We start from the raw sequence: 26,273 nt of genomic DNA, 5'->3' as shown, positions 1-26,273 counted from the left end.
TCGGAGGGAGGTCGGATGTCCGTTGCCGTTGTCCCCGATGCGCCCGCGAGGCGCGCCGATCCCGCCCAGGGTGGGAACCCGCATGTGTGCCTGGTGCTCGGCGGTGCCCGCTCCGGCAAGAGTGCCTTGGCCGAGTCGGCGATCGACGAAACGGGACTGCGGAAGATCTATCTCGCGACATCGGAATCCGGCGACGGCGAGATGAGCGAGCGAATCCGCCTTCACCGCGAGCGGCGCGGTCCCGATTGGACGACGATTGAGGAACCGCTTGCGCTGGCCAAGACCCTGCGCGCCGAGGTGCGCGCCGATCGTGCCGTGCTCGTCGACTGCCTCACCCTCTGGCTCGCCAACCTGATGGCCGCCGAGCGCGATGTCGCGGCCGAAGGCGACGCGCTCGCCGACACTCTTCTCGCACTCGACGGTCCCATCGTGCTGGTCTCCAACGAGGTTGGCCAGGGAGTCGTGCCCGAAAACGCGCTGGCCCGTCGCTTTCGCGACGCCGCGGGGCTGCTTCATCAAAAGATCGCCGTGGTGGCCGGCCGCGTCGTCTTCGTCACCGCCAGCTTGCCGCAAACCCTGAAGGACACCCGATGACCCTTGCTTCGAAGATTCCCGCCACCGTCATCACCGGCTTTCTCGGTGCGGGCAAGACCACGCTGATCCGGCACCTGATTCAGAATGCGGGCGGCCGCCGCTTCGCCTTCGTGATCAACGAGTTCGGCGCTCTCGGCGTTGACCGCGAGCTGATCCGTGGCTGCGGCTACGAAGGCTGCAAGGACGAGGACATCGTGGAGCTCGCCAACGGCTGCGTCTGCTGTACCGTAGCAGACGACTTCCTACCGACGATTCAGGCCCTGATCGACCGAGACGATCCGCCCGAGCACATCATCATCGAGACCTCGGGGCTCGCGCTGCCCAAGCCGCTGATCAAGGCCTTCACCTGGCCGGAGGTGAAGACACGCGTCACCATGGACGGCGTCGTTGCCGTGATCGACGGCCGTGCCGTGGCCGACGGGCGCTTTGCCGACGATCCCGACGCGGTCGCCGCCCAGCGCGAGAAGGACCCGAACATCAATCATGAGAACCCGCTGCAGGAGGTCTTCGAGGAGCAGCTTCTGTCGGCCGACGTGATCGTGCTCAACAAGGCCGACCTGATGGACGAAAGCACGGCGGCCCAGGCGCGCGAGATCGTCGATGCCAACCGGCGTGCCGCGACCAAGGTCGTCACGGCATCGGGCAGCAGCATCGATCCTCTGGCCCTGCTGGGTATCGGCGCCGCGGCCAAGGATGATCTCGACAGCTGCCCCTCGCACCACGACGGTGTCGACGGCGATCATGACCACGACGACTTCGACACCTTCACCATCGGCTTCGAGGCCATCGCGGCGCCCGAGGCGCTGGAGGCGAAACTGAAGGAGACAGTCGCGCGTCACGAAATCCTGCGCGTGAAGGGCTTTCTCGAGGTGCCCGACAAACCGATGCGCCACGTCGTCCAGGGTGTCGGCGGCCGCTTCGAGCGCTACTTTGACCGTCCCTGGAACGAGGGCGAGACCCGCCGCAGCGAACTCGTCGTGATCGGCCTCAAGGGTCTCGACGCGGCTGCCATTGCAGAAGAGCTGAGTGGCCGGGTGATCTGATGCACCTTCTGGCGGCGCAGCCCGGAGAGGTTTCCGACGGCACCGAAGCGATCGACCTGGGCCAGGACCCGGGCGAGATCGTCGTGCTGTCGGCAGCCGACACGGAGCTTGCACTGCTGTCCGACGCGGCCGGCCGGCGCGGCGAGGATGCGCCGAGCCTGCGCCTCGCGAACACGATGCAGCTCGGCCACAACCTCTCGGTCGACACCTATGTCGACGCGGTCGTGAAAGAGGCGACGGTTGTGGTTGCAAGGCTGCTGGGCGGTGCTGCCTATTGGCGCTACGGCACCGACGAGATCGCCGCTATTGCCCGCGAGAACCGGATCGCGCTCGCGTTGCTCCCCGGCGACGACAAGGAAGACCAGGAGCTCAGGCGGCTTTCGACCGTGGACGATGTGGACTACGACCGTCTCTGGGCCTATCTGGTGCACGGTGGCGCGGCGAACGCCGATGCCTTCCTCAGCCATGTCGCCGGGCTAGCGGGACGCGATGTCATCGCGGAGGCGCCGGAGTTGCTGCCGCGGGCAGGCTGCTACCGGCCCGGCATCGGTGACGTGCCTCTTGAACGTATCGCCGAGGACTGGCTGCCGAATCGCCCCGTGGCGGCGATCGTGTTCTATCGCGCGCTGGTTCAGGCCGGGGACACGGCACCGGTCGACGCGCTGGTATCGGCGCTCGCCGATCAGGGCCTCAACGCCCTGCCGCTCTACAGTCAGAGCCTGAAGGACCCGGCTGCCGCCGCCTTTGTCGAAGAGGCGCTTTCCGCCCACCCGCCGTCGGTCATCGTGAACTGCACCGGCTTCGCGCTGGCAAGCCCCGATGCGGAGCGCGGGCCGACACCTTTTGACGCTGCCGACTGCCCGATCCTGCAGGCCGTTCTGTCGGGCGGAACGCGGGAAAGCTGGGACGAGGGCACGCGCGGCCTCGCGCCGCGCGACATCGCCATGAACGTGGCGCTGCCCGAGGTCGATGGGCGTATCATGACCCGCGCGATCTCGTTCAAGTCGGCACGGCGCTGGGACGCGGTGACCCAGACCAACGTGGTGCGCCACGAGGCGGTGCCCGACCGTGTGGCCTGGACGGCGACGTTGGCTGCCGCCTGGGCGCGGTTGCGCCGGACGCCGGAGAACGAGCGGCAGGTGGTGATCGTGCTGGCGAACTATCCCAACAAGGACGCCCGCATCGGCAACGGCGTCGGGCTCGACACGCCGGCATCTGCCGCCCGTGTGCTCGGGGCGTTGGGTAAGGCTGGCTACATCGTCGACGGGGCGCCCAGTGACGGCACGGCGCTGATCGAGACGCTGCTGGCAGGACCGACCAACGATCTCGTTACCCGCGCCTGGAAACGGTCGGGTGTGACGCTCCCGCTTGATGACTATCGCGCCCAGTTCGACGCGCTGCCCGAGGCGGTGCGTGCCGCGATGACCGATCGGTGGGGCGCGCCGGAGAACGATCCGCATGTCGCCGAGGGTGCGTTCCAGCTCAGCATCCACCGCTGGGGTAACGTCGTCGTCGGGATGCAGCCGGCGCGCGGCTACAACATTGATCCCAAAGCGACCTATCACGATCCCGATCTCGTGCCGCCGCATGGCTATCTCGCCTTCTACATGTGGCTCACGGCTTCATTCGGCGCCCACGCCGTCATCCATCTCGGCAAGCACGGCAATCTCGAATGGTTGCCGGGCAAGGCGCTGGCCCTTTCGGATGGCTGTTTCCCCGAAACGGTGCTTGCGCCGGTGCCGCATCTCTATCCTTTTATCGTCAACGATCCCGGCGAAGGCACCCAGGCCAAGCGGCGCACGGCCGCCGTCATTGTTGACCACCTCACACCGCCCCTGGCGCGGGCGGAGACCTACGGCCACCTGCGCGACCTGGAAGCTCTGATCGACGAGTACTTCGAGGCTGGCCAGACCGACCCGCGCCGCCTGCCGATCTTGGTGCGCGACATCCTGGAGCTCTGCGCCTCCACCGGCCTCGATCAGGACTGCGGCATCGGCGCCGGCGACGATGAGGCCGAGAAGCTGACCAAGCTCGACGGCTACCTCTGCGAACTCAAGGAGATGCAGATTCGCGACGGCCTCCATGTCTTCGGTACCGCACCCGACGGGGGCTTGCAGACATCGTTGCTGGTGGCGCTGACCCGGGTGCCGCGTGGCAACGGCAGCGGCGGCCATGCCTCGCTAACCCGAGCGCTGGCCGGTGATCTCGGGCTCGGCTTCGATCCGCTCGCCCCCGACATGGCGTCGACTTGGACCGGGTCGCGGCCCGATGCTCTTGTAACCCTGACCGATGACCCCTGGCGCACCATGGGCGATACGGTGGAACGACTGGAGCTGCTCGCGAGTGCGCTGATCGACGGCACGACAATCTGCGCGCCTGCATGGACAGCGACCGCCGCGGTGTTGGCTGAGATCGAGGGTCATCTTCGCCCGGTGGTAGAGGCCTGTGGGACACGTGAGCTCGACGGCCTGCTCGCCGGGCTCGGCGGACGGTTCGTGGTGCCGGGTCCATCCGGTGCGCCCTCGCGCGGCCGTCCCGACGTTCTGCCGACCGGGCGCAACTTCTATTCGGTCGACACCCGAGCGGTGCCGACGCCGGCGGCCTGGCGATTGGGCTGGGCCTCCGCCACACGCCTGATCGAGCGCCACGCCCAGGAACACGGCGACTGGCCGCGCGCCGTGGCGCTCTCGGCCTGGGGCACGGCCAACATGCGCACCGGCGGTGACGACATCGCGCAGGCGCTGGCGCTGATGGGCGTGCAGCCGACATGGGAGCCGCGCAGCGGCCGTGTCACCGGCTTCGAGATCATGCCGTCGGGTGTGCTCGGACGTCCCCGTGTCGATGTCACGCTGCGGGTGTCGGGATTCTTCCGCGATGCCTTCCCGTCGCTGATCGATCTCGTCGACAGTGCCGCTCGTGCCGTGGCTATGCTCGACGAGGATGGTGCAACAAACCCGTTGGCAGCATGCGCCCAGCTCGAAGCGGGCGACGACCAGACGGCGCGACGCCTGGCCGCAACACGCGTGTTTGGCTCCAAGCCGGGCGCCTATGGCGCAGGCCTGCAGGCCCTGATCGACGAGGGCGGCTGGAATCACGCCGACGATCTGGCGCGCGCCTATGTCGCCTGGTCCGGCTACGCCTATGGTGCCGGCAAGGAGGGCGCCGCCGCACACGCACTGTTCGAGGAGCGCCTCGGCAAGGTAGAGGCGATCGTCCACAATCAGGACAACCGTGAGCACGATCTTCTGGATTCCGACGACTACTACCAGTTCGAGGGTGGGCTGGCGGCCGCGGTGCGCAAGGCCTCGGGCCTGCAGCCGGCGATCTATCACAATGATCATTCGTGCCCCGAGAACCCGCGTATCCGGACACTGACCGAAGAGATTGCGCGTGTCGTGCGCGCGCGTGTCGTCAATCCCAAGTGGATCGCCGGCGTTATGCGCCACGGCTACAAGGGCGCCTTCGAGATGGCGGCCACGGTCGACTACCTGTTCGGCTTTGCGTCCTCGGCGCGTTGTGTGCCGGACCATCATTTCGATGCGGTGTTCGACGCCTATCTGGACGACGACGAGGTCCGAGACTTCCTCGAAGAGGTCAATCCCGATGCTCTGCGCGACATCGCTGCCCGTCTGAGCGAAGCGCAGACGCGCGGTCTGTGGACGCCGCGTCGCAACAGCACGGCAGCAATTCTTGAAGGCCTGATTGCAGGCCGCAGCGAGAAGGAGAAAGTGGCATGAGCGAAGGCGAGATCACCGAAGACATCAATGAACGCCACCGCGAGAAGATGAAGAAGCGCAAGGCCGCACGCGACAAGCTGATGGCAGGCAAGATCGAGGAACGCGGTCTCATCATCGTTCACACCGGCAAGGGCAAGGGCAAGTCGTCGGCCGCCTGGGGCATGGCGCTGCGCTGCCTGGGACACGGCTACAAGATCGGCATCGTCCAGTTCATCAAGGGCCGTGGCGAGACGGGTGAGCACATGCTCTTCAGCCAGTATCCGGACCAGGTCACCTTCCGCATCATGGGCGAGGGCTTCACCTGGGAGACGCAGGATCGCAAACGCGACATCGCCGCCGCCAATGCCGCCTGGGAACAGTCCAAGGAACTGATGGCCGACCCGGAGATCCGCATGGTGATCCTGGACGAGCTCAACATCGCGTTGCGCTACGACTACATCGACCTCGACGATGTGCTCGACACGCTGGCCCAGAAACGGCCCGATTTGCATGTCGTCGCGACCGGACGGAACGCCAAGGAGCAGCTCATCGAGCTCGCTGACCTGGTGACCGAGATGACACTCATCAAGCATCCCTTCCGGGACGGCGTGAAGAGTCAGCCCGGGGTGGAGTTCTGAGACGGAGAAACAGCCATGACCAACCGTTTCGTTGCGTCGGTTTTGGCCTTGTCCGTTCTGCTTCTGGCGCCAATGCAGGCGCACGCCGACAAGGAGCAGATGGTGGTGGACGATGCCGCCTATACCGCGTTCGAGCTGGTTTCGGATCCCGACGTCGAGAATCTGCGCAGCCTGCTCGATCGGACACACGGCGTTGTGGTGATCCCGCAGCTCGTCAAGGCGGGCTTCATCATTGGTGGCGAGGTCTGCCGCGCCGTAATCCTGGCGTGCGACGTCAACACCGGCGAACGGAGCTACCCGGCCTTCCCGGATGTCGGTTCGGCCAGCGTCGGCCTGCAGGCTGGCCCTGCGGGTGCCGATGTCGAGACGGCGACCACGTCGACGGATCTCGATGACGACATCCACGCGTACGGAACGGGCGACGGGCTCTTCATCGGCATTTCAATCGAAGGAACCCTTCTGATCCCCGACGAGGATGCCAACATGGCCTACTACGGCGAGCCCGTGACGACGCGCGAGATCATCCAGGGTGGCGAGGTCTGGAGCGCGGATGCGGACATCCTGCGCAACACCCTGAAGGGATCGGACTGACATGGCGACCCCTGCCGTCATGGTGCAGGGCACCGGCTCGGACGTCGGCAAGTCGCTGCTTGTCGCGGGCTTGGCGCGTGCCTTAACCCGGCGGGGTCTCGCCGTGCGGCCGTTCAAGCCGCAGAACATGTCGAACAATGCCGGTGTGACCGCCGATGGCGGCGAGATCGGCCGCGCCCAGATGTTGCAGGCGCGCGCCTGCGGCGCGGCACCCAGCGTTCACATGAACCCGGTGCTGCTGAAGCCGCAGTCAGAGAAGGGCGCGCAGGTGGTCGTGCAGGGCAAGGTGTTCGGATCCTCACAGGCGCGCGCCTACCACGAGCTCAAGCCGCAACTCATCGCGAAGGTGCTGGAAAGTTTCGGGCGCGTCAGCGCCGAGGCCGACCTGGTCCTTGTCGAGGGCGCGGGATCCCCTGCCGAGATCAATCTTCGTGCCGGCGACATCGCCAACATGGGCTTTGCCGAGGCGGCCGAGGTGCCGGTGGTGCTGGCGGGCGATATCGACCGGGGCGGCGTGATCGCCGCGGTCGTCGGCACCATGGCCCTGCTGGATTCCGACGAGCGGGCACGGGTTAAGGGATATTGCATCAACAAGTTCCGGGGCGACGTTTCGCTGTTTGACGGTGCCATCGACATCATCCGCGACCGCACCGGGCTCGACTGCCTCGGCGTCGTCCCGCACATGCCGGCGGCGCGGTGCCTCCCGGCCGAAGATGCAGTGGCGCTCGACAGCAAGGCGGTGTTCGGCGGTGTCGCCGATGGCGCCATCAAGGTCGCGGTGCCGCGTTTCGATCGGATTTCCAACTTCGACGATCTTGATCCGCTGGCTGCCGAACCCGACGTTGCGGTGACACTGGTGAACCCCGGCGACGCCCTGCCGGGCGACGCCGATCTCATCGTCCTGCCGGGATCGAAGAGCACCAAGGGTGACCTTGCCGCGATGAAGGCAAACGGCTGGGACATCGACCTTGCCGCCCATGTCCGGCGCGGCGGTTGGGTTGTCGGCCTGTGTGGCGGCTACCAGATGCTCGGTCGTACCGTGAGCGACCCCGACGGCATCGAAGGGCCGGCAGGTAACGAGCCGGGCCTCGGCCTGCTCGATATCGACACCGTGCTCGCCGGCGACAAGACCCTGGTTGCCATGCAGGGCCACGAGCTCGCGACCGGCGAAGAGATCAGCGGCTACGAGATGCACATCGGCGTCACCGAAGGGCCGGCCCGTGCGCGTCCGATGGTCGAGCTGGCGAGTGGGCCTGACGGCGCGGTCTCGACCGACGGTCGCGTCATGGGTTGTTATCTCCACGGCCTCTTTGCCGCCGATGGTTTTCGCCACGCTTTCCTCGCCCGCCTCAAGGCGCGCGCCGAAAGCGGTATCGCATTCGAAGCTCAGGTCGAGCATGCCCTCGACGAGGTTGCCGACACCATTGAGGCCACCATGAATCTCGACCACTGGCTGGAGATCGCCCGTGGTCGCTGAGGTTCGTCTAGAGGGTCCAGGCCAGCAGGCAGATGCTGGCGATGCCCCAGAGTACGCAGGCGTTGACGTAGAGACGCAGCGTGGCGTCGATGTCCTGCGGCGTGCACTGGGCGCGACCGTTGCCCATCCACGCGTCGCGCACGACCTCGCCGTGGTAGCGGCGCGGTCCGGCGATGGCGATGCCGAGCGCTCCAGCGAAGGCGGCTTCCGGCCAGCCGGCGTTGGGCGACTTGTGATGGCGGGCATCACGCAGCATGGCGCGCAGGGCATCACGGGGATCGGCACCCTGCATGATGGCAGCCGCGACCACGACAATGAGGCCCGACAGGCGTGCGGGGACGAGGTTCAGAAGATCGTCGAAGCGTGCCGAGGCCCAGCCGAAAGCGCGGTAGTGATCGGTCTTGTGGCCGATCATGCTGTCGAGCGTGTTTACCGCCTTGTAGATCGTAAGCCCGGGCAGGCCGAGCAGCAGGTACCAGAAGACGGGCGCGATGACGCCGTCGGAGAAGTTCTCGGCGCAGCTCTCGATCGCCGCGCGGCAGACACCCGGCCCGTCGAGCGCGTCGGGGTCGCGGCCGACGATCTGGGAGACAGCTCGCCGACCGCCCTCGAGACCGTCGCGACGCAATGCTCGGGCGACCTGTCCGACATGGTCGTGGAGGTCGCGCTGGGCAATCAGCGAGAACGCGATCAGGGCCTCCGGAAGCCAGCCCCAGGTCGTCGCCTCGGTCAGCATCGCGATGGCGTAGCCCAGCCCTCCGCTGGCTACGATGGCGCCGACAAGCACCAGAACGCCGCGCATGCGGCGGCTCGTCTCGTCGCGCCGGTTGAGCTTGCGGTCGGCCCAGCCGATCGCGGCACCGAGCAGCACCACGGGATGCGGAACGCGCGACCAGAGCCAGCGCGGATCGCCGATGAATCCGTCAAGAAGGAGCGCCGCGGCCAGCCCGACCGGCGTCGCGAGATCGAACAACATGGCGCTTACGTGACGTGGGACGCGGCAGGCGTCAATTGGACAACACCACAACAAGAAGGTTTGAGGACATGAGCAAGAGAGCGGTCATGCTGTGCGGCCACGGCAGCCGGGACGAAGGCGCGGTCACCGAGTTCGGGGCGATCGCCGAGAAGCTGAAGGAGCGGTTCGACTGGCCGCTTGAACACGGCTTCCTGGAGTTCGCCACACCGATCATCCGCACCGGTCTCGACAAGCTGCGTGAGGGCGGGGCCGAGGAGATCCTCGCTGTGCCCGGCATGCTGTTTGCCGCGGGTCACGTGAAGAACGATGTGCCCAGCGTGCTCAACGCCTATGCGGCGCAGAACGACGTGACGATCCGTTTTGGCCGTGATCTCGGGATCGACACGCGTATGGTTCGCGCCGCCGGCGATCGGGTCATGGAAGCCATGGCGGCGGCCGATGCGGAGCACGGCGTCGTCGCGTCGCACGACACGTTGCTCATGACAGTCGGCCGCGGTGCCTCGGACCCCGACGCCAACTCCAATGTCTCGAAGGTCTCGCGCATGCTGTGGGAAGGCCTCGGGTTCGGTTGGGGCGAAACGGCATATTCGGGGGTCACGTTCCCCCTCGTCCAGCCAGCGCTCGAGCATGTCGTGAAGCTTGGCTTCAAGCGCATCCTGGTGTTCCCCTACTTTCTCTTCACAGGAATCCTCGTGCAGCGCATCTACGACGCGACCGATACGGTCGCCGCCCAGTACCCCGACATCCAGTTCGTGAAGGCGGGTCATCTCAACGACCACCCGCAGGTCGTCGACACCTTCGTCGCGCGAGTGCACGAGATTCTCGAAGGCACGGGCAACATGAACTGCCAGACCTGCAAGTATCGCGAGCAGGTCCTCGGTTTCGAGGACGAGGTCGGCCTGCAGCAGGAGAGCCATCACCATCACGTCGAGGGCATCGGCACCGGCAAGGCGCACGACCATGGTCACGGCCATCACCACCCCTATCCCCATGCCGATCATCCGCTGGGGCCAAAGACGCTGAAGGCGTGATGGCGGTCACCCCCCTTTTGTCATCGCCCGGTCTAGCCAGGGCATGACAGGTTGTTTGCTGGTCTGACGATCCATGCCGCTGTTCGATGCCTATCTGATGGTCGACTGGAGCGCGGAAGCACGTCCGAAGACGGGAAAGGACTCGATCTGGTTCGCACTCGCCGAGCGGACCGGGGCGGGACTGCGGCTGCATGCGCTGGAGAATCCGGAAACCCGCTGGCAGGCGCGCGACCGCCTGGGCGATCTGCTTGTCGGGCTGCTGGACCGCGGGCGGCGTGTGCTGGTCGGCTTCGACTTTCCGTTCGGGTATGTGCGCGGTACGGCCGAAGCCCTGGGCCTCGAAGGTGTGCCGTGGCACGCCATGTGGCTGACGCTGACGCGCCACGTCCACGACAGCCCCGACAACCGCAACAACCGCTTCGATGCTGCCGACCGGCTCAACCGCATCATCGGCCACGGTGCCGGACCGTTCTGGGGCCATCCGCCCGGCCGCGACTACCGTGATCTCGAACCGACCAAGCCGACCTACGACTTCGGCCTTGATGAGAAGCGGCTGTGCGAACACCGCATCACGGGCCCGCAGCCGGTCTGGAAGCTCTCGGGCGTCGGATCGGTCGGCGGCCAGGTATTGACGGGTCTGCCGGTGGTTCATGCCCTGCGTTCGGACATTCGGCTGAAGGACCATGCCCGGGTCTGGCCCTTCGAAACCGGACTCAGTCCGCTCAAGACTGCCGACACCCGTCGCCATCCCGTCGTTCTGGCGGAGATCTACCCGTCGCTGGTGGCGCCGCAGTCGGTTGCCGGTCAGGTGAAGGATGCGCTGCAGGTCCAGGCGATCGCCGCCTACATGGCCGATCTCGACGACAATGACGGTCTGGCACCGTTGTTCGCCGGCTCAGCAGCGCTGGGCTCGGCCGAGCGCGCTGCGGTCGAAGAGGAGGAGGCTTGGATCCTCGGGGTCGGTGAGGAACGTATCCGTTCCGGGGCCATTGCGGTCGATGTCGATGCAGCCTTCTCCGGAGTGGGCTACGCCTATCTCAATGACGGTGCGGCGATCTATGTGGAGTCGCGCCGCATCATTGAAGGCGAGGCCGATCTTTCCGGTCTGCCGCGTTCGCTCCACCCGCTCGCGGTGCGCCTCATCCATACCTGCGGCATGACCGACATCGTTTCCGATCTTGATGCCAGCGACGGTGCGCTCGCGCGCGGCCGCAGGGCCCTGGAGTCCGGTGCACCGATCCTGTGCGACGTCGAGATGGTCGCCAAGGGCGTGATTGCCAGACGGCTTCCCGCCGGCAACCGCATCCTCTGCAAGGTCGCCGGCAAGGCAACGGCGCGCCGCGCCGACAAACTCCACACGACGCGCTCGTGGGCGGCCATGGACCTGATGGCGAGCGAGATCGACGGGGCGGTGGTCGTTGTGGGCAACGCACCCACGGCACTTTTTCGTATCCTCGAACTGGCGGGCGAGGGCGGTCCGCGCCCTGCTCTGGTCATCGGCATGCCGGTCGGCTTTGTCGGTGCGGCCGAATCGAAACAGGCGCTCGCCGAAAGCGGCCTCGACTACATCACCGTTCATGGTCGGCGGGGCGGTAGTGCGCTTGCCGCCGCCGGCGTGAACGCGCTCATGGGAGGGATCGCATGAACCCCTGGTTGTCGATCGTGGGTCTCGGTGAGGACGGACTCGATGGTCTCGCGCCAGCGGCGCGTTTGCTGGTCGACGATGCCGAGATCATCGTCGGCGGCGACCGTCATTTCGAACTCTTGGGCGAGACCAAGGCCGAGACACACGCCTGGGAGAGTCCGCTGAAAAAAACGGTCGAGCGGCTCGAAGGTTTCGAAGGCAGGAAGGTCTGTGTGCTGGCGACCGGCGACCCCATGGCCTATGGCATCGGCGTAACCCTCATGCGGCGCTTCGGACGCAAGGCCGTGGTCATTCTGCCGGGTATCTCGGCCTTCACCCTGGCCTGTGCCCGTCTCGGCTGGCCGCTGGCGGAGACCGTGCAGCTCACGCTTCACGGCAGGCCGTTGGAGTTGATCAATGCCTATCTGGTCCCGGGCCAGAGACTGCTGATCCTGTCGGAGGATCGCATGACGCCGGCTGTCGTGGCCCAGCGGTTGAACGACGCGGGCTTCGGACCCAGCGAGATCCATGTGCTCTGTCACATGGGCGGGCCGAAGGAGCGCATTGTCTCGACAACCGCCGCCAAAGGCGTGACCGACGACGTCGATGATCTCAACACGCTGGCGATCGATCTTGCCGCCGATCCCGACGCGGTGGTGCTGCCGCGCACACCGGGCCTGCCCGATGACGCCTTCCGCCACGATGGCCAGCTGACCAAGCAGGATATCCGCGCCATGGCCGTCTCCGCCCTGCAGTCGTTGCCCGGCCGCTGTCTCTGGGATGTCGGCGCCGGATGTGGCTCCGTGGCGATCGAATGGATGCGTGCGGCCGATCGCACGACCGCCATTGCCATCGAACGCAATGAAGAGCGTCGCGCGATGATCGCGGAGAACGCCTCGGCGCTTGGAACGCCCGGCCTCCGGATCGTTGCCGGCGAAGCGCCCGATGCATTCGAGGGCCTTGCCGCGCCGGACGCCGTGTTCGTCGGCGGCGGCGTCGGTATGCCCGGCCTGATCCAGGCCTGTTGGGATGCGCTGAAGCCCGGCGGTCGCCTTGTCGCCAACAGCGTGACGTTGAACGGCGAGCGGACGCTGACGGGTCTCTACGCCCGTCATGGCGGTGAGCTCGTGCGTGTGTCGGTGGCGTGTGCCGGACCGGTCGGGCGACTGGTGGGCTGGCGGCCGCTGATGCCCGTGACCCAGTGGCGGGTGACCAAGCCATGACCGCACCTTCGCCAGAAAGCAACGGACAGGTTGACCCAATGGCTTGCAGGGCCTCCGGTGGGCAGGCCGCGGGTACACTCTTCGGACTCGGGGTGGGGCCGGGCGATCCGGAACTCATCACGCTGAAGGCGCATCGGCTGCTCATGTCGGTGCCGGTCGTGGCCTATCCCGCGCCCGAGCATGGCGAGAGCCTGGCACGCGGCATCGTGGGGGGATTCCTGTCCGGAGATCAGACCGAGATCGCGATTCGCATGCCGCTCGACCTCAATCGCTTCCCCGTCGAGGCGGTTTATGACCGTGCCGCCGAAGGCATCGCCGAACATCTCGATGCCGGCCGCGACGTCGCCGCGATCTGCGAGGGCGATCCGTTTTTCTACGGCAGCTTCATGTATCTCTTCGGGCGCTTGGCCGAACGGTATCGGATTGAGGTCGTGCCCGGTGTCTCGTCGCTGGTGGCCTGCCCGGCGGCAGCCGGCGCACCGCTCGCCGCACGTGACGACACGCTGTTGATCTGTCCTGGCATCCTGGACGAGGAGACCATGCGGCGACGCCTGGAGAACGTCGAGGCCGCGGCGATCATCAAGGTCGGCCGCCACCTTGAGAAGATCCGACGCGTCCTGACCGACCTCGGTCTGACCGGCGATGCCCATTACGTCGAACACGCAACCATGGCCAATCAGGTGGTCCTGCCGTTTGCCGAGATCGACGCGGCCAAGGCGCCCTATTTCTCCATGGTGCTGATCCACCGCCGCGGCGAGGCCTGGCGATGACCCTGCCCACTGGCGGCGCCATCATCTGTCTGGGACCGTCGGGCCTCGCATCCGCCCGGCGTCTTGCCGAAGTGCTGCCCGATGCGTCCGTGCACGGTCTGGCGCGGCGGGTGGCCGACGCCGATGTCCCTTTCGATGATACGATGGAGCACGTCGCGGCACTGTTCGCGGCGGGCGTGCCCGTGGTCGGCGTCTGTGCGGCGGGCATTCTGATCCGTGCCGTCGCACCTCTGCTTGATGACAAGTGGAACGAAGCAGCCGTGGTCGCCGTCGCCGAGGATGGTTCGTCGGTCGTGCCTCTGCTCGGCGGTCATCATGGTGCGAATGCGTTGGCTGCGCGTTGCGCCGGGATCCTGGGTGGTCATGCGGCTCTGACCACGGCCAGCGATGTGCGCTTCGGCGTGGCACTCGACGATCCGCCACCGGGCTGGCGTCTGGTCGGTGCCGAGGCGGCCAAGGACGTGATGGCCGCGATACTGGCGGGCGAAGCCGTGCGCCTGCAATGTGACGCCGGCGATGCCGCCTGGCTGACCGGGAGCGGCCTGCCGCTCGATGACGCGGGAGCACGCGCCGTGGTCGTGACGGACCGCACGGACGCGACCGGCGATGTCGTCCTGCACCCGCCGGTCCTTGCACTGGGCGTCGGTTGTGAGCGTGGCTGTGATCCCGAGGAGCTGCGACAGCTCGTCCGGGAGACCCTGGAGCAAGCGGGCCTGTCCGAGGGCGCCATCGCGTGTGTCGCGAGCCTCGATCTCAAGGCCGACGAGGTTGCGATGCTGGCTTTGGCCGACGATCTCGGCGTGCCCTTCGTCGTCTTCGATGGCGCGCGGCTGGAGCAGGAAACGCCACGGCTGAAGACGCCATCGGATGTGGTCTTCGCCGAGGTCGGTTGCCACGGTGTCTCAGAGGGTGCGGCCCTGGCCGCGGCCGGGGCTGAGGCGACGTTGATCGTTCCCAAGGCAAAGTCAAGCCGGGCGACCTGTGCCGTCGCGCGCGCGCCGTCCGACATCGATGCCCGGGCCGTCGGTCATGTGCCTGGCCGCCTGACGCTCGTCGGCCTGGGCCCGGGTGCCGCCGAGATGCGCACGCCGGCCGCGAGCCGCGCGATTGCCCAGGCCACCGATGTCGTCGGCTACGGCTACTACCTCGACCTTGCAGGCCCCCTGATGCGCGGCAAGACGCGGCATGACTTCCCCTTGGGCGAAGAGACCGAACGGTGCCGCGCGGCGCTGGATTTGGCTGGTGCCGGCCACACCGTCGCGCTGCTCTGTTCCGGCGACCCGGGTGTCTACGCCATGGCGAGCTTGGTCTACGAGTTGCTCGATCTCGAGAACGTGGCGTCCTGGCGTGGTGTTGGGATCGACGTGGTGCCCGGCGTTTCGGCGTTGCAGATTGCCGCAGCGCGTGTCGGTGCGCCGATCGGCCATGACTTCTGTGCGATCTCGCTGTCAGATCTCCTGACCCCGCGCGCCGTCGTTTTGCAGCGTGTGCGTGCCGCCGCGCTCGGCGATTTCGCCATCGCCTTCTACAATCCCGTCTCCCACTGCCGCCGCGACCTCCTGGCCGAAGCGCGCACGGTCCTGCTCGACCACCGGCCGGGAGACACACCGGTCGTGATCGGCCGCCTGCTTGGCCGCGAGGGTGAATCGTTGCGCCACGTTACCCTCGACACGCTCGCGGTCGACGATGTCGACATGATGAGCGTCGTGCTCGTCGGCGCATCCGCCACCCGTCGCATCCGCCACCGCGGTGCCGATGCGATCTACACCCCCCGCGGCTACGCGAAAAAACGAGAGAATTGAGATGACCGTTCATTTCATTGGTGCCGGGCCCGGCGCGCCGGACCTGATCACGGTGCGCGGGCTGAACCTGATCAAGGCATGCCCGGTGGTGCTCTATGCCGGCTCGCTGGTGCCCGGGGGCGTGATCGCCCAGGCCGATCCCGAGGCCGAGGTGACCGACACTGCACCGCTCCATCTCGACGAGATCATCGGCATGATCGAAGACGCGCACGGCCGCGGCCTCGCCGTCGCGCGCGTGCACTCCGGCGATCCGTCCCTCTACGGCGCCATCGCCGAACAGATGCGGCGGCTCGACGACATCGGCATCCCTTATGACGTGACGCCGGGCGTGCCGGCCTTCGCGGCGGTGGCCGCGGCGCTCAAGACCGAGCTCACACTGCCCGACATCAGCCAGACCGTGATCCTCACGCGCACCGCCGTGCGTGCGACCGCGATGCCCGAGGGTGAGGATCTCGCGACCCTGGCGGCATCGGGTGCGACGCTGGCGATCCATCTTTCGGTCAACAACCTCGCGCGCGTCGTGCGCGAACTCATGCCGTTCTACGGCGAGGACTGCCCGGTCGTGGTCGCCTACCGGGTGAGTTGGCCGGATGAAGCCTTCCTGACCGGCACGCTCGCCGACATCCGGCCAAAGGTGAAGGAGGCCGGCTTCACCCGCACCGCGCTCATTCTGGTCGGCCCCGTGCTCGACAACGCCGACTTCCGCGACAGCCGCCTCTACGACGAAGCCCACCACCACGTGTTGCGTCCACGGGCGTGAATCGTTCGAGCCGAAACAATGCGCCATCCGTTGTTCGTTTTCCGGTGTGAGGCAAGGAATGGTTTTCGCAAAAGGCAGGCCCTTCATCCTTCAGACCTGATCCGCACCATGCCGTCGTGAACGCGGCACGTGAGCACCTTGATGGGTCTTGTCGCGGGTCGGCCCCTGGCTTCTCCGGTGTGGATGTCGAAGAAGCCTTGGTGCAGGGGGCCTTCGATCAGGGGGCCGTCGAGATAGCCGTCGCAGAGATCGGCGCCGCCATGACTGCGGCGGGCGTCGGTGGCGTTGTAGACGGCAAGCCGGCGGCCCGCATGTTTGACCGGCGTGATGTCGTCCGGTTCGAGGTGGCCCCAGACGCTGTCGGCTAGGGGGATCAGCTCGGGATCGCGGCCCACGACCTGGGTATGGTGGTCGCAGTGTTCGCAGCGGAAGTAGATCGCCGGATCGCAGATCACCAGGCCGCACCAGTGCGCCACCCATTCGTTGACCCTGCGGGTGCGGAAGCAGGTGAAGTGGATACACTCATGCTGCAGCGAGAAGTGACGAACCATGACCATGCCGTGCACGAACATCGCCGTTACCATCCACCAGATGCCCATCGCCAGCCGGATCAGTGTGCCCGTGCAGCCGAGCAGGCCGAGCCAGAGCGGCAGGCGCATCAGCGCTGGTACATTCGAGCGCTTCATCAGGGCTTTCAGCGCGCGCCGGGTGATGGGCGCGGCCTTGGCCATGGCCTCGGTCGGGAGTGAGAACGGAATCGGACATGATCCGAAGACCAGGCTCGTTCCGTCGGTCGGGAAATGCCCCTGATGTGCTTGTTGCCGGGGACCGCGCTGGTAGGTTTCGGGCAACATCAGGGAGATGCACGATGAGCGGCTTGGAACTCTACTCGGTCGAGGTGCCCGAAGCCTGGACCGATCATTACGGCCACATGAACGAGGGTTACTACGTGGTCGCTGCCAGCGATGCATCCTGGGAGTTTCAGGCCCATCTCGGGGTCGGCACCGCCTACTTCGACGAAACCGGGTTCGCCATGATGACGGTGGAGTCCCATGTGCGGTATCTCGATGAGGTGCAGAAGGGTGAGACCCTGCGTTTCGAGAGCATGTGTCTGGGCCACGACGCCAGGCGCGCCATCTTCGGCCATGTCATGAGGGTCGATGACCGCATCTGCGCCACCTTCGAGGCCATGACCCTGCACTACCATCAGGAACAGGGCGTGGGCCCGATGTCGGACGAGGTGCTGGCGAAGCTCGCCACGGTCACGCCCATTCCGCTTCCCGACTGGGCCGGTCGCAGCGTGGCGTTCCGGAAGAAGAGCTGAGCCGTGGCACGGACCAGCGACTTTGCGAATCAGGATCGCCGAGTTCGGCAGGACTGGCAATGGCGGGGTCAACCGCCAGGCACTCACCGAGGATAACGGCAAGGCGCGCGCCACGCTGGCCGGTTGGGCTGCCGAACGCGGCTTTCGCCTGATCGCCGACGAGGCCGGCAATCTCTTCGTGCGCAAAGACGGCCCCGACGCCGAGGCCGTGCTGTCGGTCGGGCTCACATCTCGACACGCAGCCCGCCGGTGGGCTCGGGCACCGCCGCCCGGTCGAGGCGGTGGTCTGGGCCAACGAGGAAGGCTGCCGCTATGCACCCGGCTGTACCGGAAGCCTTGTGTTCTCCACCAGACACACAATCGAGGAGCTGTGGGACGCTACCGCTCCGGACGGTGCGGTGCTGAAGGACGAACTCGAACGCACGCTTGTTGCCGTGACACCGGATGCCGAACATCGGTGCGGCGGGATCGCGATGGCGGGATACATCGAGGCTCATATCGAACAGGGCCCCCGGCTCGAAAGCGAGGGTCTCATGGTGGGTGCGGTCACCGGCATCCAGGGCGGTTCGAGCTTCGAGGTCAGGGTGACTGGCATCGACGGTCACGCCGGCACGGTGCCGCTTGGCCAGCGGCGCGATGCCTTCCGCTCGGCACACGCCATCATCGACGCGCTACATCGGGATCTCGCCGATCCCACGGACACGGTGCGCTTCACCGTGGGGTCGCTTCCAAGCCTATCCGGGGTCGCCCGACACGATCCCCGGCAAGGTGGTTTTCACGATCGGCTTCCGCCATCCGGAACGCGAGTTTTCCGCCCGGCCCACGCAAGCCCCTGCGAGGTTTCGGTCTCGCGCCGTCATGCGGGCGATCCCGCCGATTTTGACCCCGGCGTTATCGCCTCGGTCGAGCGGATCGCGGGCGAACCCGGCATTCCCGCGATGGCCATGCCGTCGGGTGCCGATCGTGACGCCAGGTCCATGGTGCCGTGCTGCCCCACGGGCATGATCGTCGTGCCCAGCACCGGCGGCATCGGCCACAACGAGGACGAACGCGCCACGCCCGCCGGTCTCGCGGCCGGTTGCCGCGTCTTGGCCAACGCCCTCTACGAGACGGCGAAGGGATAGCGCGGGCCTGGATCAGATCGCGTCCACGATGTTCTAACTGCCGGAGGCCGGATTGCCGGGGGCCGGTTGTGGCGTGCCGCTGTCGCCATTCTGAGTCGTGTCGGTTCCGGTCTGCGAGCGGCCGAGGATATAGCCGGCGATCGCGGCCAGAATAGCCGCGAGTTCCTTGTCCCCGAGTATCTCCGACACGCCGAACATGCCGACGATAATCAGGATGAGAAACAGGGCAACAAACTGCAGTCCCGAACCGGTTCCGAAGATGGCATTCGCCATGTCCTTCTTGAATAAGGCGACCAACAAAAGGCCAAAGATCAGAAGGGCCACCAGCAAACCGAAGCCACCAGCAACCCATAAGCGGAAGTTCTCTTTGGCGATAATTTCGCCATTCCGAATTTCGATCTGCTTCAAGATAAGCTTGAATGCATCGCCAAGTTCTGCAATCTTGGCCCGTTCAGACCGAAGAGCGTTAAGCGCTGTCTCCGTGACATCACGCCCCCCCAATATCTGCAATCTGTGCTTCATTCTGCATAATTTTGTCTTCAATATCTTTGATTTCATCCATATACCAGTCGATTTCGTCTTCCAAAAAACTGATTTCGTCTTCAATATCTTCGATTTCATCCATATACCAGTCGATTTCGTCTTCCAAAAAACTGATTTTTTCCCGATCACTTTGAAGATATAAAAATCGATCTTCTGCATCGTCAGCCGCCCTCTTAAGTTTCGACTGGAAACCGCTGGCGTCATCGCGGATCTTGACGAGAACAGGAGTATTCTTGGCATCATTGATCTGTTTGCGCAGATTCTCTAGCTGCTCCTCAAGCTCCGCCACTGATGATACTGCAGCACCATTCTGCGCGACCGCCGGCGAGACGCCAATAAGCAGACCGATGAGTAGAAAAACCGCGGGCCGGATGAAAGACCGATGAGCCATGGCTTGCACTCCTCGCAGACGAAACTGAAGTGTGCCACAGAAAGTGCGGGTGATCAAGCTCACGCTGGCCCGGGCCGTATCAGGGCATCGCCGAGCCGCCATTGACGTCCCAGGGCCTGGCCGGTTGTGAAGGCGCCGGCATCACCGGCATCACCCGACCGATGCCGCTTGCCGCACCGGTCACGAGTGCGGTCTTGTCCCGGAGAGAAGCGCCCATGGTGCCGCCGCCTGTTGCGGGGAACTCTGCACCATGGCCGACAACCGCCTGCCTACTCCGCCGCCTGTCGCGCCACGCCGCTTTGCCAGACCGTGGTCTCCTGGCCGGGCTCGGGGCGGTGCGGAACCATCAGGGCGAGCGCCAGCGACATGCAGGCCATGGCGGCACCGACGAGGAAGACGGCCATGCGGCCATCCTCGTCGGCGACCCAGATCAGACCCAGCATCCAGGGCATGGTGACCGCGGCGATGTGGTTGATCGTGAACGAGACGCCGGCGGTCGAGGCAATGTCCGACGGGTCGGCGATCTTGCGGAAGTAGCTCTTGATCGCGATGGCGAGTGCGAAGAACAGGTGGTCGATGATGTAGAGCGCGGCGGCCATCCAGGCGACCTCGACGAAGGCGTAGGCGACAAAGACGCCGATCAGGCCGATGTACTCCAGGATCAGCGCGGGCCGTTCGCCCCAGCGCATGATGAGCCGGCCGACGCGTGGGGCGAGCCACACGGCGATGATGTGGTTTGCGGCGAACAGCGCGACCACGGCCTCGGGCCGGTAGCCGAACTCGGCGACCATCAGGAAGGCGGCGAAGCCGACGAAGATCTGGCGCCGGCCGCCCGACATGAACTCGAGCGCGTAGTAGAGCCAGTAGCGCTTGCGCACGATGATCCTGGCGGTCTGGTAGCTGTCCTCGTTGAACTTCGGGAAGAAGAGCCAGCAGAAGACGCCGAGGCCCATCGTCGCTGTTCCGGCGATCAGGTAGACCACCCAATAGGGCGACTCGAGAAACTCGAAGGCAACATAAACCAGGGCATAGGCGATCAGCGAGCCGATCGAGCCGACTGCGGCGATACGGCCCAGCACCAGTGGCAACTGCTGCTTGTCGGTCCACTGCATGGCAAGCGACTGCTCCATTGTCGCGAGGTAGTGGAAGCCGGTCGACATCAGAAGCGTCGTGAAATAGAGGCCCCAGACCGAGGGCAGGAGCCCGGTGAGCGCCACGCCCAGACCCATGATGGTGAGCGCCAGGATGGCGAAGGTCTGCTGGCGCCAGATCAGCAGCATGTAGACGACGGTGAAGGCGAGGAAACCGGGGATCTCGCGCACGGATTCCAGGATGCCGCGCTCAAGACCGGTGAAGTTCACCTCGTCGACCGCGAAGTTGTTGATCAGCGCCATCCAGGGCTCGAAGGCCAGTGGAATCGATGCGGCAAAGACCAGCAGCAGAATCTGCGGGCTGCGCCAGCCGTCCTTCAGGACGCCATGCCAGTCGGCGAAGAGCGATGATGTGCGAGCCATGTCGGAGACCTTCTCGTTTGGTCGCAGCGTCGGGAAACGCCAGTGATGAATGGATAGCCCGTTCACCTCTGCCCGTCTTGCGTTAGACTGACAACCAATGACGCAAAAAGGACAACGCCCCGGCCAGCCCACCCTGCTGTATCCCGACGGCTTCGACCCCGGTGAGGTGCTTGATCCCGCCCTGCCGGTCCTCGGCTTCGCCCGCGACGAGGTGGCCTACGATACGGGCTGGCACAACCATCTGCGTGGCCAGCTCCTGTTTGCCATCCGGGGGGTCATGACCGTGCGCACGCGCAGCGGTACCTGGATCGTGCCGCCACAGCAGGCGGTCTGGGTCCCGGCGGGCACCGAACATGCCGTGCTGGCACTGCGCGAGGTGGCCATGCGTTCGCTCTATCTCGACCCCAGCGTGACCGAGGGGTTGCCGCAGACCTGCAGTGTGTTTTCGGTCTCGCCCTTCCTTCGCGAGCTGATCCTGAAGGTCGTCGCGCTCGGCCGGGCTTATCCGTCCGATGGTCCCGAGGCCCGCCTGGTCGCGGTCGTGCCCGACGAGTTTCGCCGCCTGAAACCCGAGCCGCTCCATCTGCCGCTGCCCGATGATGCAAGGCTGGCGTCGGTCACCCAGGCCCTGATCGACAATCCCGGCGACCGACGCGACCTTGGCGATTGGGCGCAGGAAGCCGGGGCCAGCGAACGCACGCTCGCGCGCCTCTTCCAGAAGGAGACCGGCATGACTTTCGGCGCCTGGCGCCAGCGCCGCCGCCTCCAGGCCGCTATCGAACGTCTTGCCGCGGGCGATCCCGTCACCACCGTTGCGCTCGACCTGGGCTACGACAGCCCCAGCGCCTTCATCACCATGTTCCGCCGGTCGCTCGGCGAAACGCCGGGGCGTTATCTGGCGCGGGAGGGGTGAGGCTATGACCCTCCGCTGGCTCGGATGGCTGGTCCGGTATCTTCTACGTCTTCGTCGCCGGCATCATCGCGCTGTGCAACCGTGCCGGCCCTGTTCCGATACCATCATCGTTGGGCACAGTCCTGACCTGGATATGGACGACCCCGGGAGCTCGAAGCCATTTTGCTGGCGGCTCCTTTCGCTCTGGTCGGTGTGCGGGATCGCCCAGCATCTTGCCTTTGTCCCTCCGGACGCGCTTTTCTTCCATACGCCGGTTGTGCCGCCGAGCTTTCTCGCGATCGCCCATGCGCTTGCCTTGGCGGTCGGCTGACTTGCGATCGACCGGATCATCGCCGCATGACTGGAGCCGCAGAAGCGTGCCTCGGTTCTGGATGCGACAAGGGAACGCGCCCCGATACAGCACGAAAGAGGGACCTGACGATGGAACTCAGCCGTTGGATCTGGATCCCGCTGGTGCTGGTCGCGCTGATCCGGGGGATGATCTTCGTCTTCGGGCTGTTCGGCTTTGTCGAGGCCTTTGCGAACGCACCGGAGGACTTGTGGCAGCAGCACAAGGCTGGCAACTGCTGGTGGGCGGGCTTCTGTGCCTGCCGATGTTCCACGGCATCGTCTGGCTTGCCGGACAGGTCGACGAGATCGTCGTGAAGCGCGTCGGTCCCGCCGTCTTGACTGGTGGCTTCCAGTGCGGCGCCGTGCGTCAGGAAATCTACCGCAAGCCCGTGAACCCGCATGTCTGTCACTGCCGCATGTGCCAGAAGGCGATGGGCGGGCCGATCGCTGCCTATGCCGCGGTCAAGGCTTGCGGTTTTGCCTGGACTCACGGCGAACCCAAGCTGTTCAAGAGTTCCAGCATCATGACGCCTGGCTTCTGCAGTGATTGCGGCACGCCGCTCTGGTTTCGGTTCGACGGCGACAGCTGGATCGGCTTCACCTTGTGGGTCCCTCGACGAGCCCGATCGCGTGTCGCCCGCGCGCGCCTTCGGCGCTGAAAGCAAACGCACCCGGTTCGACGGCCTCCACAGCCTGCCGCATCTGACCACCGATACCGTGCTCTCGGCCGAGCAGCAGGCGAAGATCGAGAGCTTCCGGAACCCCGATGAGGAAGAGGCCACCTCACCCGGCTCCGACCAGGCGGGTTTTCCGCCAAGTCTCCGCTGCCCTCTCCCCCGAGGGGCGAGGGGTCGCAGAACGAGATACCGGCGAATCCCCTCTCCCGCTTGCAAGAGGGTGAGGGTCACACCGCCGCGTAACCGCCGTCGACGAAAAGGCAGTGGCCGGTAACGTAGCTTGCGGCGTCGCTGGCCAGAAAGACCACGGGTCCGCCCATCTCCTCGGCCCGCCCGCGGCGGCCGAAGGGAATGAAGCGATTGATGAAGGCCGCGACCTCCGGCGTGTCGTGGACGTCGCCGGTGCCGGCCATCTCGTTGTCGGTGTAGCCCGGATTGATCGCATTGACGCGGATGCCGTGCGGTGCCCATTCCTGCGCGAGCTGGCGCACGAGCTGGTCGATCCCGCCCTTCGAGGCGCCATAGTAGGAGTAACCCCAGCAGGCGACCCGGCTGGCCGAGGATGACGTGATCACAATCGCGCCGCCCCGTCCTTGCTCATCCTGGCCCTGGTCGATCATCTGCTTGCCGGCGAGCTGGGCGCAGAGAAAGGCGCTGTTGACGTTGACCCCGATCACGCTGTCGAGGTCCTCGTCGGTGACGTCAAGCAGGTCCCTGGCGGGGCCGAGACCGTGGTTCACCACCATGATGTCGAGCGCACCGAATTGTGAGACGGCTGCAGCGATCAGGTCCTCGACGTCGCTGCGCTTCGTTGCATCGCAGGCGACAGCATGGGCCGTGCCGCCGTCCTCGACTATCGCCGCGGCGACACCGTCGATATCGGCCTTTGTACGCGCGGCCAACACCACGTTTGCTCCCGCCCGCGCCAGCGCCTTCGCCATTTCGGCACCCAGCCCCTTGCCAGCTCCGGTAACGACGGCCGTGCGTCCTGTGAGATCGAAGAGGTTGTTAGACATGTTCATGGTTTCCTTTGGAGATTGCGGCACCAGCCAGGAGCGAGCCAGAGGCATAAGTCGCCCTCTTCAGATCGCCACGTAGCCGCCGTCGACCGGCAGGATGTGACCGGTCACGAAGCTCGCGGCATCAGACGCAAGAAAGATCACCGGACCCGCCATCTCCTCGGGCCGGCCGCGCCGGGCCATGGGTGTTGTCCGGCGGATCTCTTCGGCCATCTCCGCTGTCTCGTGGCGGCCCGTGGCGCCGCGCATGTGGTGTTCCATGTAGCCCGGGTTCACGGCGTTCACGCGGATGCCCTGGGGCGCGAGCTCCTGGGCAAAGTGGCGGCACATCTGGTCAACGCCGCCCTTGGCCGCGCCATAGGTCGAGAGCTGGTCGAAGGCGACCAGGCTGCCGGTCGACGACGTGAAGACGATTGCGCCGCCCGTGCCCTGTGCGACCATGCGTCGGGCGGCCTCCTGGGCGCAGACGAAGGCGGACTTCAGGTTGATGTCGATCATCTCGGCGAACTCGTCGTCGGTCACCTCGACCGCTGGCTTCGCGCGTCCGATGCCGTGGTTCACCACGGCGATGTCGAGCCGGCCGAAGTGCGCGATGGTCTCGTCGAACAGCCGGCAGTTCTCGGCGCGGCTGCATGCGTCGAACGGAATGGCATGGGCGTCATGGTCCGCCTCGCGGATCTCGGCCGCTGTCGCCTCGGCGTCGGAAGCCGTGCGGCCTGCGGTCACCACCTTCGCGCCGGCCGCCGCCAGACCCGTGGCCATGGCACGGCCCAGGCCGCGCCCTGAGCCCGTGACCACCGCCACCTTGCCCGTGAGATCGAAGAGTTGCGTGCTCATGCTGCTGTCTCCCGTTGCAGGGGATCACAGCACGAAGGTTGATCGGAGAGAAGCGTCGATCAGCGGCTGCTGCCGTACTCCGGCGGACCGCCGTACATGCCGGGCTCATACCACCATTCGCACTGGGCGACGTTCAGGATCAGCGCGATATGGGCCAAGCCATAGGTGCCCAGCTGCATGGCCGTCGCTAGGTGCTGGCGCCAGCTGGTCGAGCCGGCGAAACAGGAGCCGAACAGCGTGCCGTAGGAATCGCCGGCGCCAGACATCGGGTCGACCGTGACCTGGGGCTTGCTCTTGACGTTGTAAGCCTCCGGTGTGGTGGAACGTTCGGCCGCGCGCAGGCGCGCCACTTCCGCCTTGCGGCGTTCATCGTCGGTCGTGTTCGAATCAGCCATCGTCTCGGGCTCTCGATCTTGAAGGTCCCGGTCCTGCGTCCCCACATTCTGGATTGAATATGTCGGAATTGCCAATGAACCACGCCAAGACCTTCATGCTGATGGCCGCCTTGACCGCGATCCTGCTGGTCGGCGGCTTCCTGATGGGCGGCGAAGGCGGGATTCTCGTTGCGCTCGTCGCCGCTGCGGGCATGAACTTCTTCGCCTACTGGAACTCCGACAAGATGGTGCTTCGGATGCACGGCGCGCGCGAGGTCGATCGCAAGACCGCGCCGGAGCTGCACGGCATTGTCGAGCAGCTGGCGCGCAATGCCGGGATGCCGATGCCACGGGTCTACATTATCGACACGCTGCAGCCGAATGCCTTTGCCACCGGCCGCAACCCCGACAACGCCGCGGTCGCGGCGACCAAGGGCCTCCTGCGCATGCTGAGCTCCGAGGAGGTCGCAGGCGTGATGGCGCATGAGCTGGCGCATGTGAAGAACCGCGACACGCTGATCATGACGATCACGGCCACCATGGCGGGCGCACTCTCGATGCTGGCGAGCTTCGCCATGTTCTTCGGCGGCAGCCGGAACTCGCCGCTCGGCATCATCGGCGTGCTTGCCATGGCGATCCTGGCGCCCATGGCCGCCGCCATGGTGCAGATGGCGATCAGCCGCTCTCGCGAGTACGAGGCCGACGCCATCGGCGCGGAAATCTGCGGCCGCCCGCTGTGGCTCGCCTCCGCACTCGAGAAGATTGATCGCGGCGCCCGCGGTATTGATAACGAACGCGCCGAAGCCAACCCGGCCACCGCGCACATGTTCATCATCAACCCGCTCCACGCTCACAAGATCGACGGGCTCTTCAGCACCCACCCGAAGACCGCGGAACGCATCCGACGCCTGTGTGCGATGGCGGGGCAGTCGGGCCCCTGGACTTGATGCGATTGTCTGCGTGACGGGTCGCCCAACCTTTG

25 protein-coding genes are annotated in these 26,273 nt (G+C 65.9%); 17 read left to right on the top strand and 8 right to left on the bottom strand.

What is annotated here, in order from left to right; translation table 11 throughout:
• Positions 1-15: 15 nt before the first annotated feature.
• From cobU to GDA49_09115, 6 genes are read left to right on the top strand one after another with little or no spacing between them, the layout of a single operon-like run.
• On the top strand, positions 16-594 hold the full coding sequence (gene cobU, locus GDA49_09140; GenBank protein MBC6440552.1) for a bifunctional adenosylcobinamide kinase/adenosylcobinamide-phosphate guanylyltransferase: 579 nt from the start codon (positions 16-18) through the stop codon (positions 592-594).
• Positions 591-1,637: a cobalamin biosynthesis protein CobW gene (cobW, locus tag GDA49_09135; GenBank protein ID MBC6440551.1), complete on the top strand. Its 1,047-nt coding sequence runs from the start codon at positions 591-593 to the stop codon at positions 1,635-1,637. The genes cobU and cobW overlap by 4 nt, the downstream gene beginning before the upstream one ends.
• Positions 1,637-5,374 carry a cobaltochelatase subunit CobN gene (gene cobN / locus GDA49_09130; protein MBC6440550.1) on the top strand — a complete coding sequence of 1,246 codons (3,738 nt, stop codon included), beginning with the start codon at positions 1,637-1,639 and terminating at the stop codon, positions 5,372-5,374. The genes cobW and cobN overlap by 1 nt, the downstream gene beginning before the upstream one ends.
• On the top strand, positions 5,371-5,991 hold the full coding sequence (gene cobO / locus GDA49_09125) for a cob(I)yrinic acid a,c-diamide adenosyltransferase (GenBank protein ID MBC6440549.1): 621 nt from the start codon (positions 5,371-5,373) through the stop codon (positions 5,989-5,991). Before cobN ends, cobO begins: the two co-directional genes overlap by 4 nt.
• A 15-nt stretch (positions 5,992-6,006) precedes the next feature.
• On the top strand, positions 6,007-6,582 hold the full coding sequence (locus GDA49_09120; protein MBC6440548.1) for a lipid-binding SYLF domain-containing protein: 576 nt from the start codon (positions 6,007-6,009) through the stop codon (positions 6,580-6,582).
• A gap of 1 nt (position 6,583) precedes the next feature.
• Positions 6,584-8,059, top strand: coding sequence for a cobyric acid synthase (locus GDA49_09115; GenBank protein ID MBC6440547.1), 1,476 nt, complete (start codon positions 6,584-6,586; stop codon positions 8,057-8,059).
• Positions 8,060-8,066: 7 nt separating this feature from the next.
• Here GDA49_09115 and GDA49_09110 read toward each other — a convergent pair whose 3' ends face one another.
• A complete protein-coding gene (locus GDA49_09110) occupies positions 8,067-9,035 on the bottom strand; it encodes a cobalamin biosynthesis protein (protein MBC6440546.1) in 969 nt (322 codons plus the stop codon).
• Positions 9,036-9,103: 68 nt separating this feature from the next.
• On the opposite strand from GDA49_09110, the gene GDA49_09105 reads away from it, so the two are divergent.
• From GDA49_09105 to cobM, 6 genes are all read left to right on the top strand, one after another.
• A complete protein-coding gene (locus tag GDA49_09105; GenBank protein MBC6440545.1) occupies positions 9,104-10,066 on the top strand; it encodes a sirohydrochlorin chelatase in 963 nt (320 codons plus the stop codon).
• Positions 10,067-10,913: 847 nt separating this feature from the next.
• Complete coding sequence (locus tag GDA49_09100) at positions 10,914-11,711, top strand: precorrin-8X methylmutase (GenBank protein ID MBC6440544.1); 798 nt, start codon at positions 10,914-10,916, stop codon at positions 11,709-11,711.
• Positions 11,708-12,913, top strand: a complete 1,206-nt coding sequence (gene cbiE / locus GDA49_09095) for a precorrin-6y C5,15-methyltransferase (decarboxylating) subunit CbiE (GenBank protein MBC6440543.1) — start codon at positions 11,708-11,710, stop codon at positions 12,911-12,913. The genes GDA49_09100 and cbiE overlap by 4 nt, the downstream gene beginning before the upstream one ends.
• 38 nt (positions 12,914-12,951) lie before the next feature.
• Positions 12,952-13,683, top strand: a complete 732-nt coding sequence (locus GDA49_09090) for a precorrin-2 C(20)-methyltransferase (protein ID MBC6440542.1) — start codon at positions 12,952-12,954, stop codon at positions 13,681-13,683.
• On the top strand, positions 13,680-15,485 hold the full coding sequence (cobJ, locus tag GDA49_09085; protein MBC6440541.1) for a precorrin-3B C(17)-methyltransferase: 1,806 nt from the start codon (positions 13,680-13,682) through the stop codon (positions 15,483-15,485). Before GDA49_09090 ends, cobJ begins: the two co-directional genes overlap by 4 nt.
• A 1-nt stretch (position 15,486) precedes the next feature.
• Positions 15,487-16,245, top strand: coding sequence for a precorrin-4 C(11)-methyltransferase (cobM, locus tag GDA49_09080; GenBank protein ID MBC6440540.1), 759 nt, complete (start codon positions 15,487-15,489; stop codon positions 16,243-16,245).
• Between the two features lie 83 nt (positions 16,246-16,328).
• Here the strand turns inward: cobM and GDA49_09075 are convergent, their stop codons facing one another.
• Positions 16,329-16,976, bottom strand: coding sequence for a fatty acid desaturase (locus GDA49_09075; protein MBC6440539.1), 648 nt, complete (start codon positions 16,974-16,976; stop codon positions 16,329-16,331).
• Between the two features lie 137 nt (positions 16,977-17,113).
• On the opposite strand from GDA49_09075, the gene GDA49_09070 reads away from it, so the two are divergent.
• Positions 17,114-17,569: a thioesterase family protein gene (locus GDA49_09070; GenBank protein MBC6440538.1), complete on the top strand. Its 456-nt coding sequence runs from the start codon at positions 17,114-17,116 to the stop codon at positions 17,567-17,569.
• A gap of 281 nt (positions 17,570-17,850) precedes the next feature.
• Positions 17,851-18,693, top strand: a complete 843-nt coding sequence (locus tag GDA49_09065; protein ID MBC6440537.1) for a M20/M25/M40 family metallo-hydrolase — start codon at positions 17,851-17,853, stop codon at positions 18,691-18,693.
• A 33-nt stretch (positions 18,694-18,726) separates the two neighbouring features.
• Here GDA49_09065 and GDA49_09060 read toward each other — a convergent pair whose 3' ends face one another.
• The 3 genes from GDA49_09060 to GDA49_09050 form a co-directional block, all read right to left on the bottom strand.
• Entirely contained in the window at positions 18,727-19,101 is a 375-nt protein-coding gene (locus GDA49_09060; GenBank protein ID MBC6440536.1) for a hypothetical protein, read from the bottom strand.
• A 79-nt stretch (positions 19,102-19,180) separates the two neighbouring features.
• A complete protein-coding gene (locus GDA49_09055; GenBank protein MBC6440535.1) occupies positions 19,181-19,627 on the bottom strand; it encodes a hypothetical protein in 447 nt (148 codons plus the stop codon).
• Between the two features lie 269 nt (positions 19,628-19,896).
• Positions 19,897-21,141 (bottom strand): MFS transporter, encoded by a 1,245-nt coding sequence (locus GDA49_09050; protein ID MBC6440534.1) that lies wholly within the window; start codon positions 21,139-21,141, stop codon positions 19,897-19,899.
• Positions 21,142-21,238: 97 nt separating this feature from the next.
• Here GDA49_09050 and GDA49_09045 point away from each other — a divergent pair, with 97 nt between their 5' ends.
• Positions 21,239-22,054, top strand: coding sequence for a helix-turn-helix transcriptional regulator (locus GDA49_09045; protein MBC6440533.1), 816 nt, complete (start codon positions 21,239-21,241; stop codon positions 22,052-22,054).
• Positions 22,055-22,593: 539 nt separating this feature from the next.
• Positions 22,594-23,043, top strand: a complete 450-nt coding sequence (locus tag GDA49_09040; GenBank protein ID MBC6440532.1) for a GFA family protein — start codon at positions 22,594-22,596, stop codon at positions 23,041-23,043.
• A 245-nt stretch (positions 23,044-23,288) separates the two neighbouring features.
• Here GDA49_09040 and GDA49_09035 read toward each other — a convergent pair whose 3' ends face one another.
• The 3 genes from GDA49_09035 to GDA49_09025 form a co-directional block, all read right to left on the bottom strand.
• The gene (locus GDA49_09035; protein MBC6440531.1) at positions 23,289-24,077 is read right to left on the bottom strand and encodes an SDR family oxidoreductase; all 789 of its coding nucleotides are present in this window, start codon (positions 24,075-24,077) and stop codon (positions 23,289-23,291) included.
• Between the two features lie 66 nt (positions 24,078-24,143).
• Positions 24,144-24,917 (bottom strand): SDR family oxidoreductase, encoded by a 774-nt coding sequence (locus GDA49_09030; GenBank protein ID MBC6440530.1) that lies wholly within the window; start codon positions 24,915-24,917, stop codon positions 24,144-24,146.
• Between the two features lie 59 nt (positions 24,918-24,976).
• Positions 24,977-25,312, bottom strand: a complete 336-nt coding sequence (locus GDA49_09025; GenBank protein ID MBC6440529.1) for a hypothetical protein — start codon at positions 25,310-25,312, stop codon at positions 24,977-24,979.
• A 74-nt stretch (positions 25,313-25,386) separates the two neighbouring features.
• Between GDA49_09025 and htpX the strand changes: the two genes are divergently transcribed.
• Positions 25,387-26,238, top strand: coding sequence for a zinc metalloprotease HtpX (gene htpX, locus GDA49_09020; GenBank protein ID MBC6440528.1), 852 nt, complete (start codon positions 25,387-25,389; stop codon positions 26,236-26,238).
• Positions 26,239-26,273 lie beyond the last annotated feature (35 nt).

The organism is Rhodospirillales bacterium, assembly GCA_014323865.1.
Classification (GTDB): domain Bacteria; phylum Pseudomonadota; class Alphaproteobacteria; order SP197; family SP197; genus SP197.
This window is presented reverse-complemented; position numbering and strand designations above follow the sequence as displayed.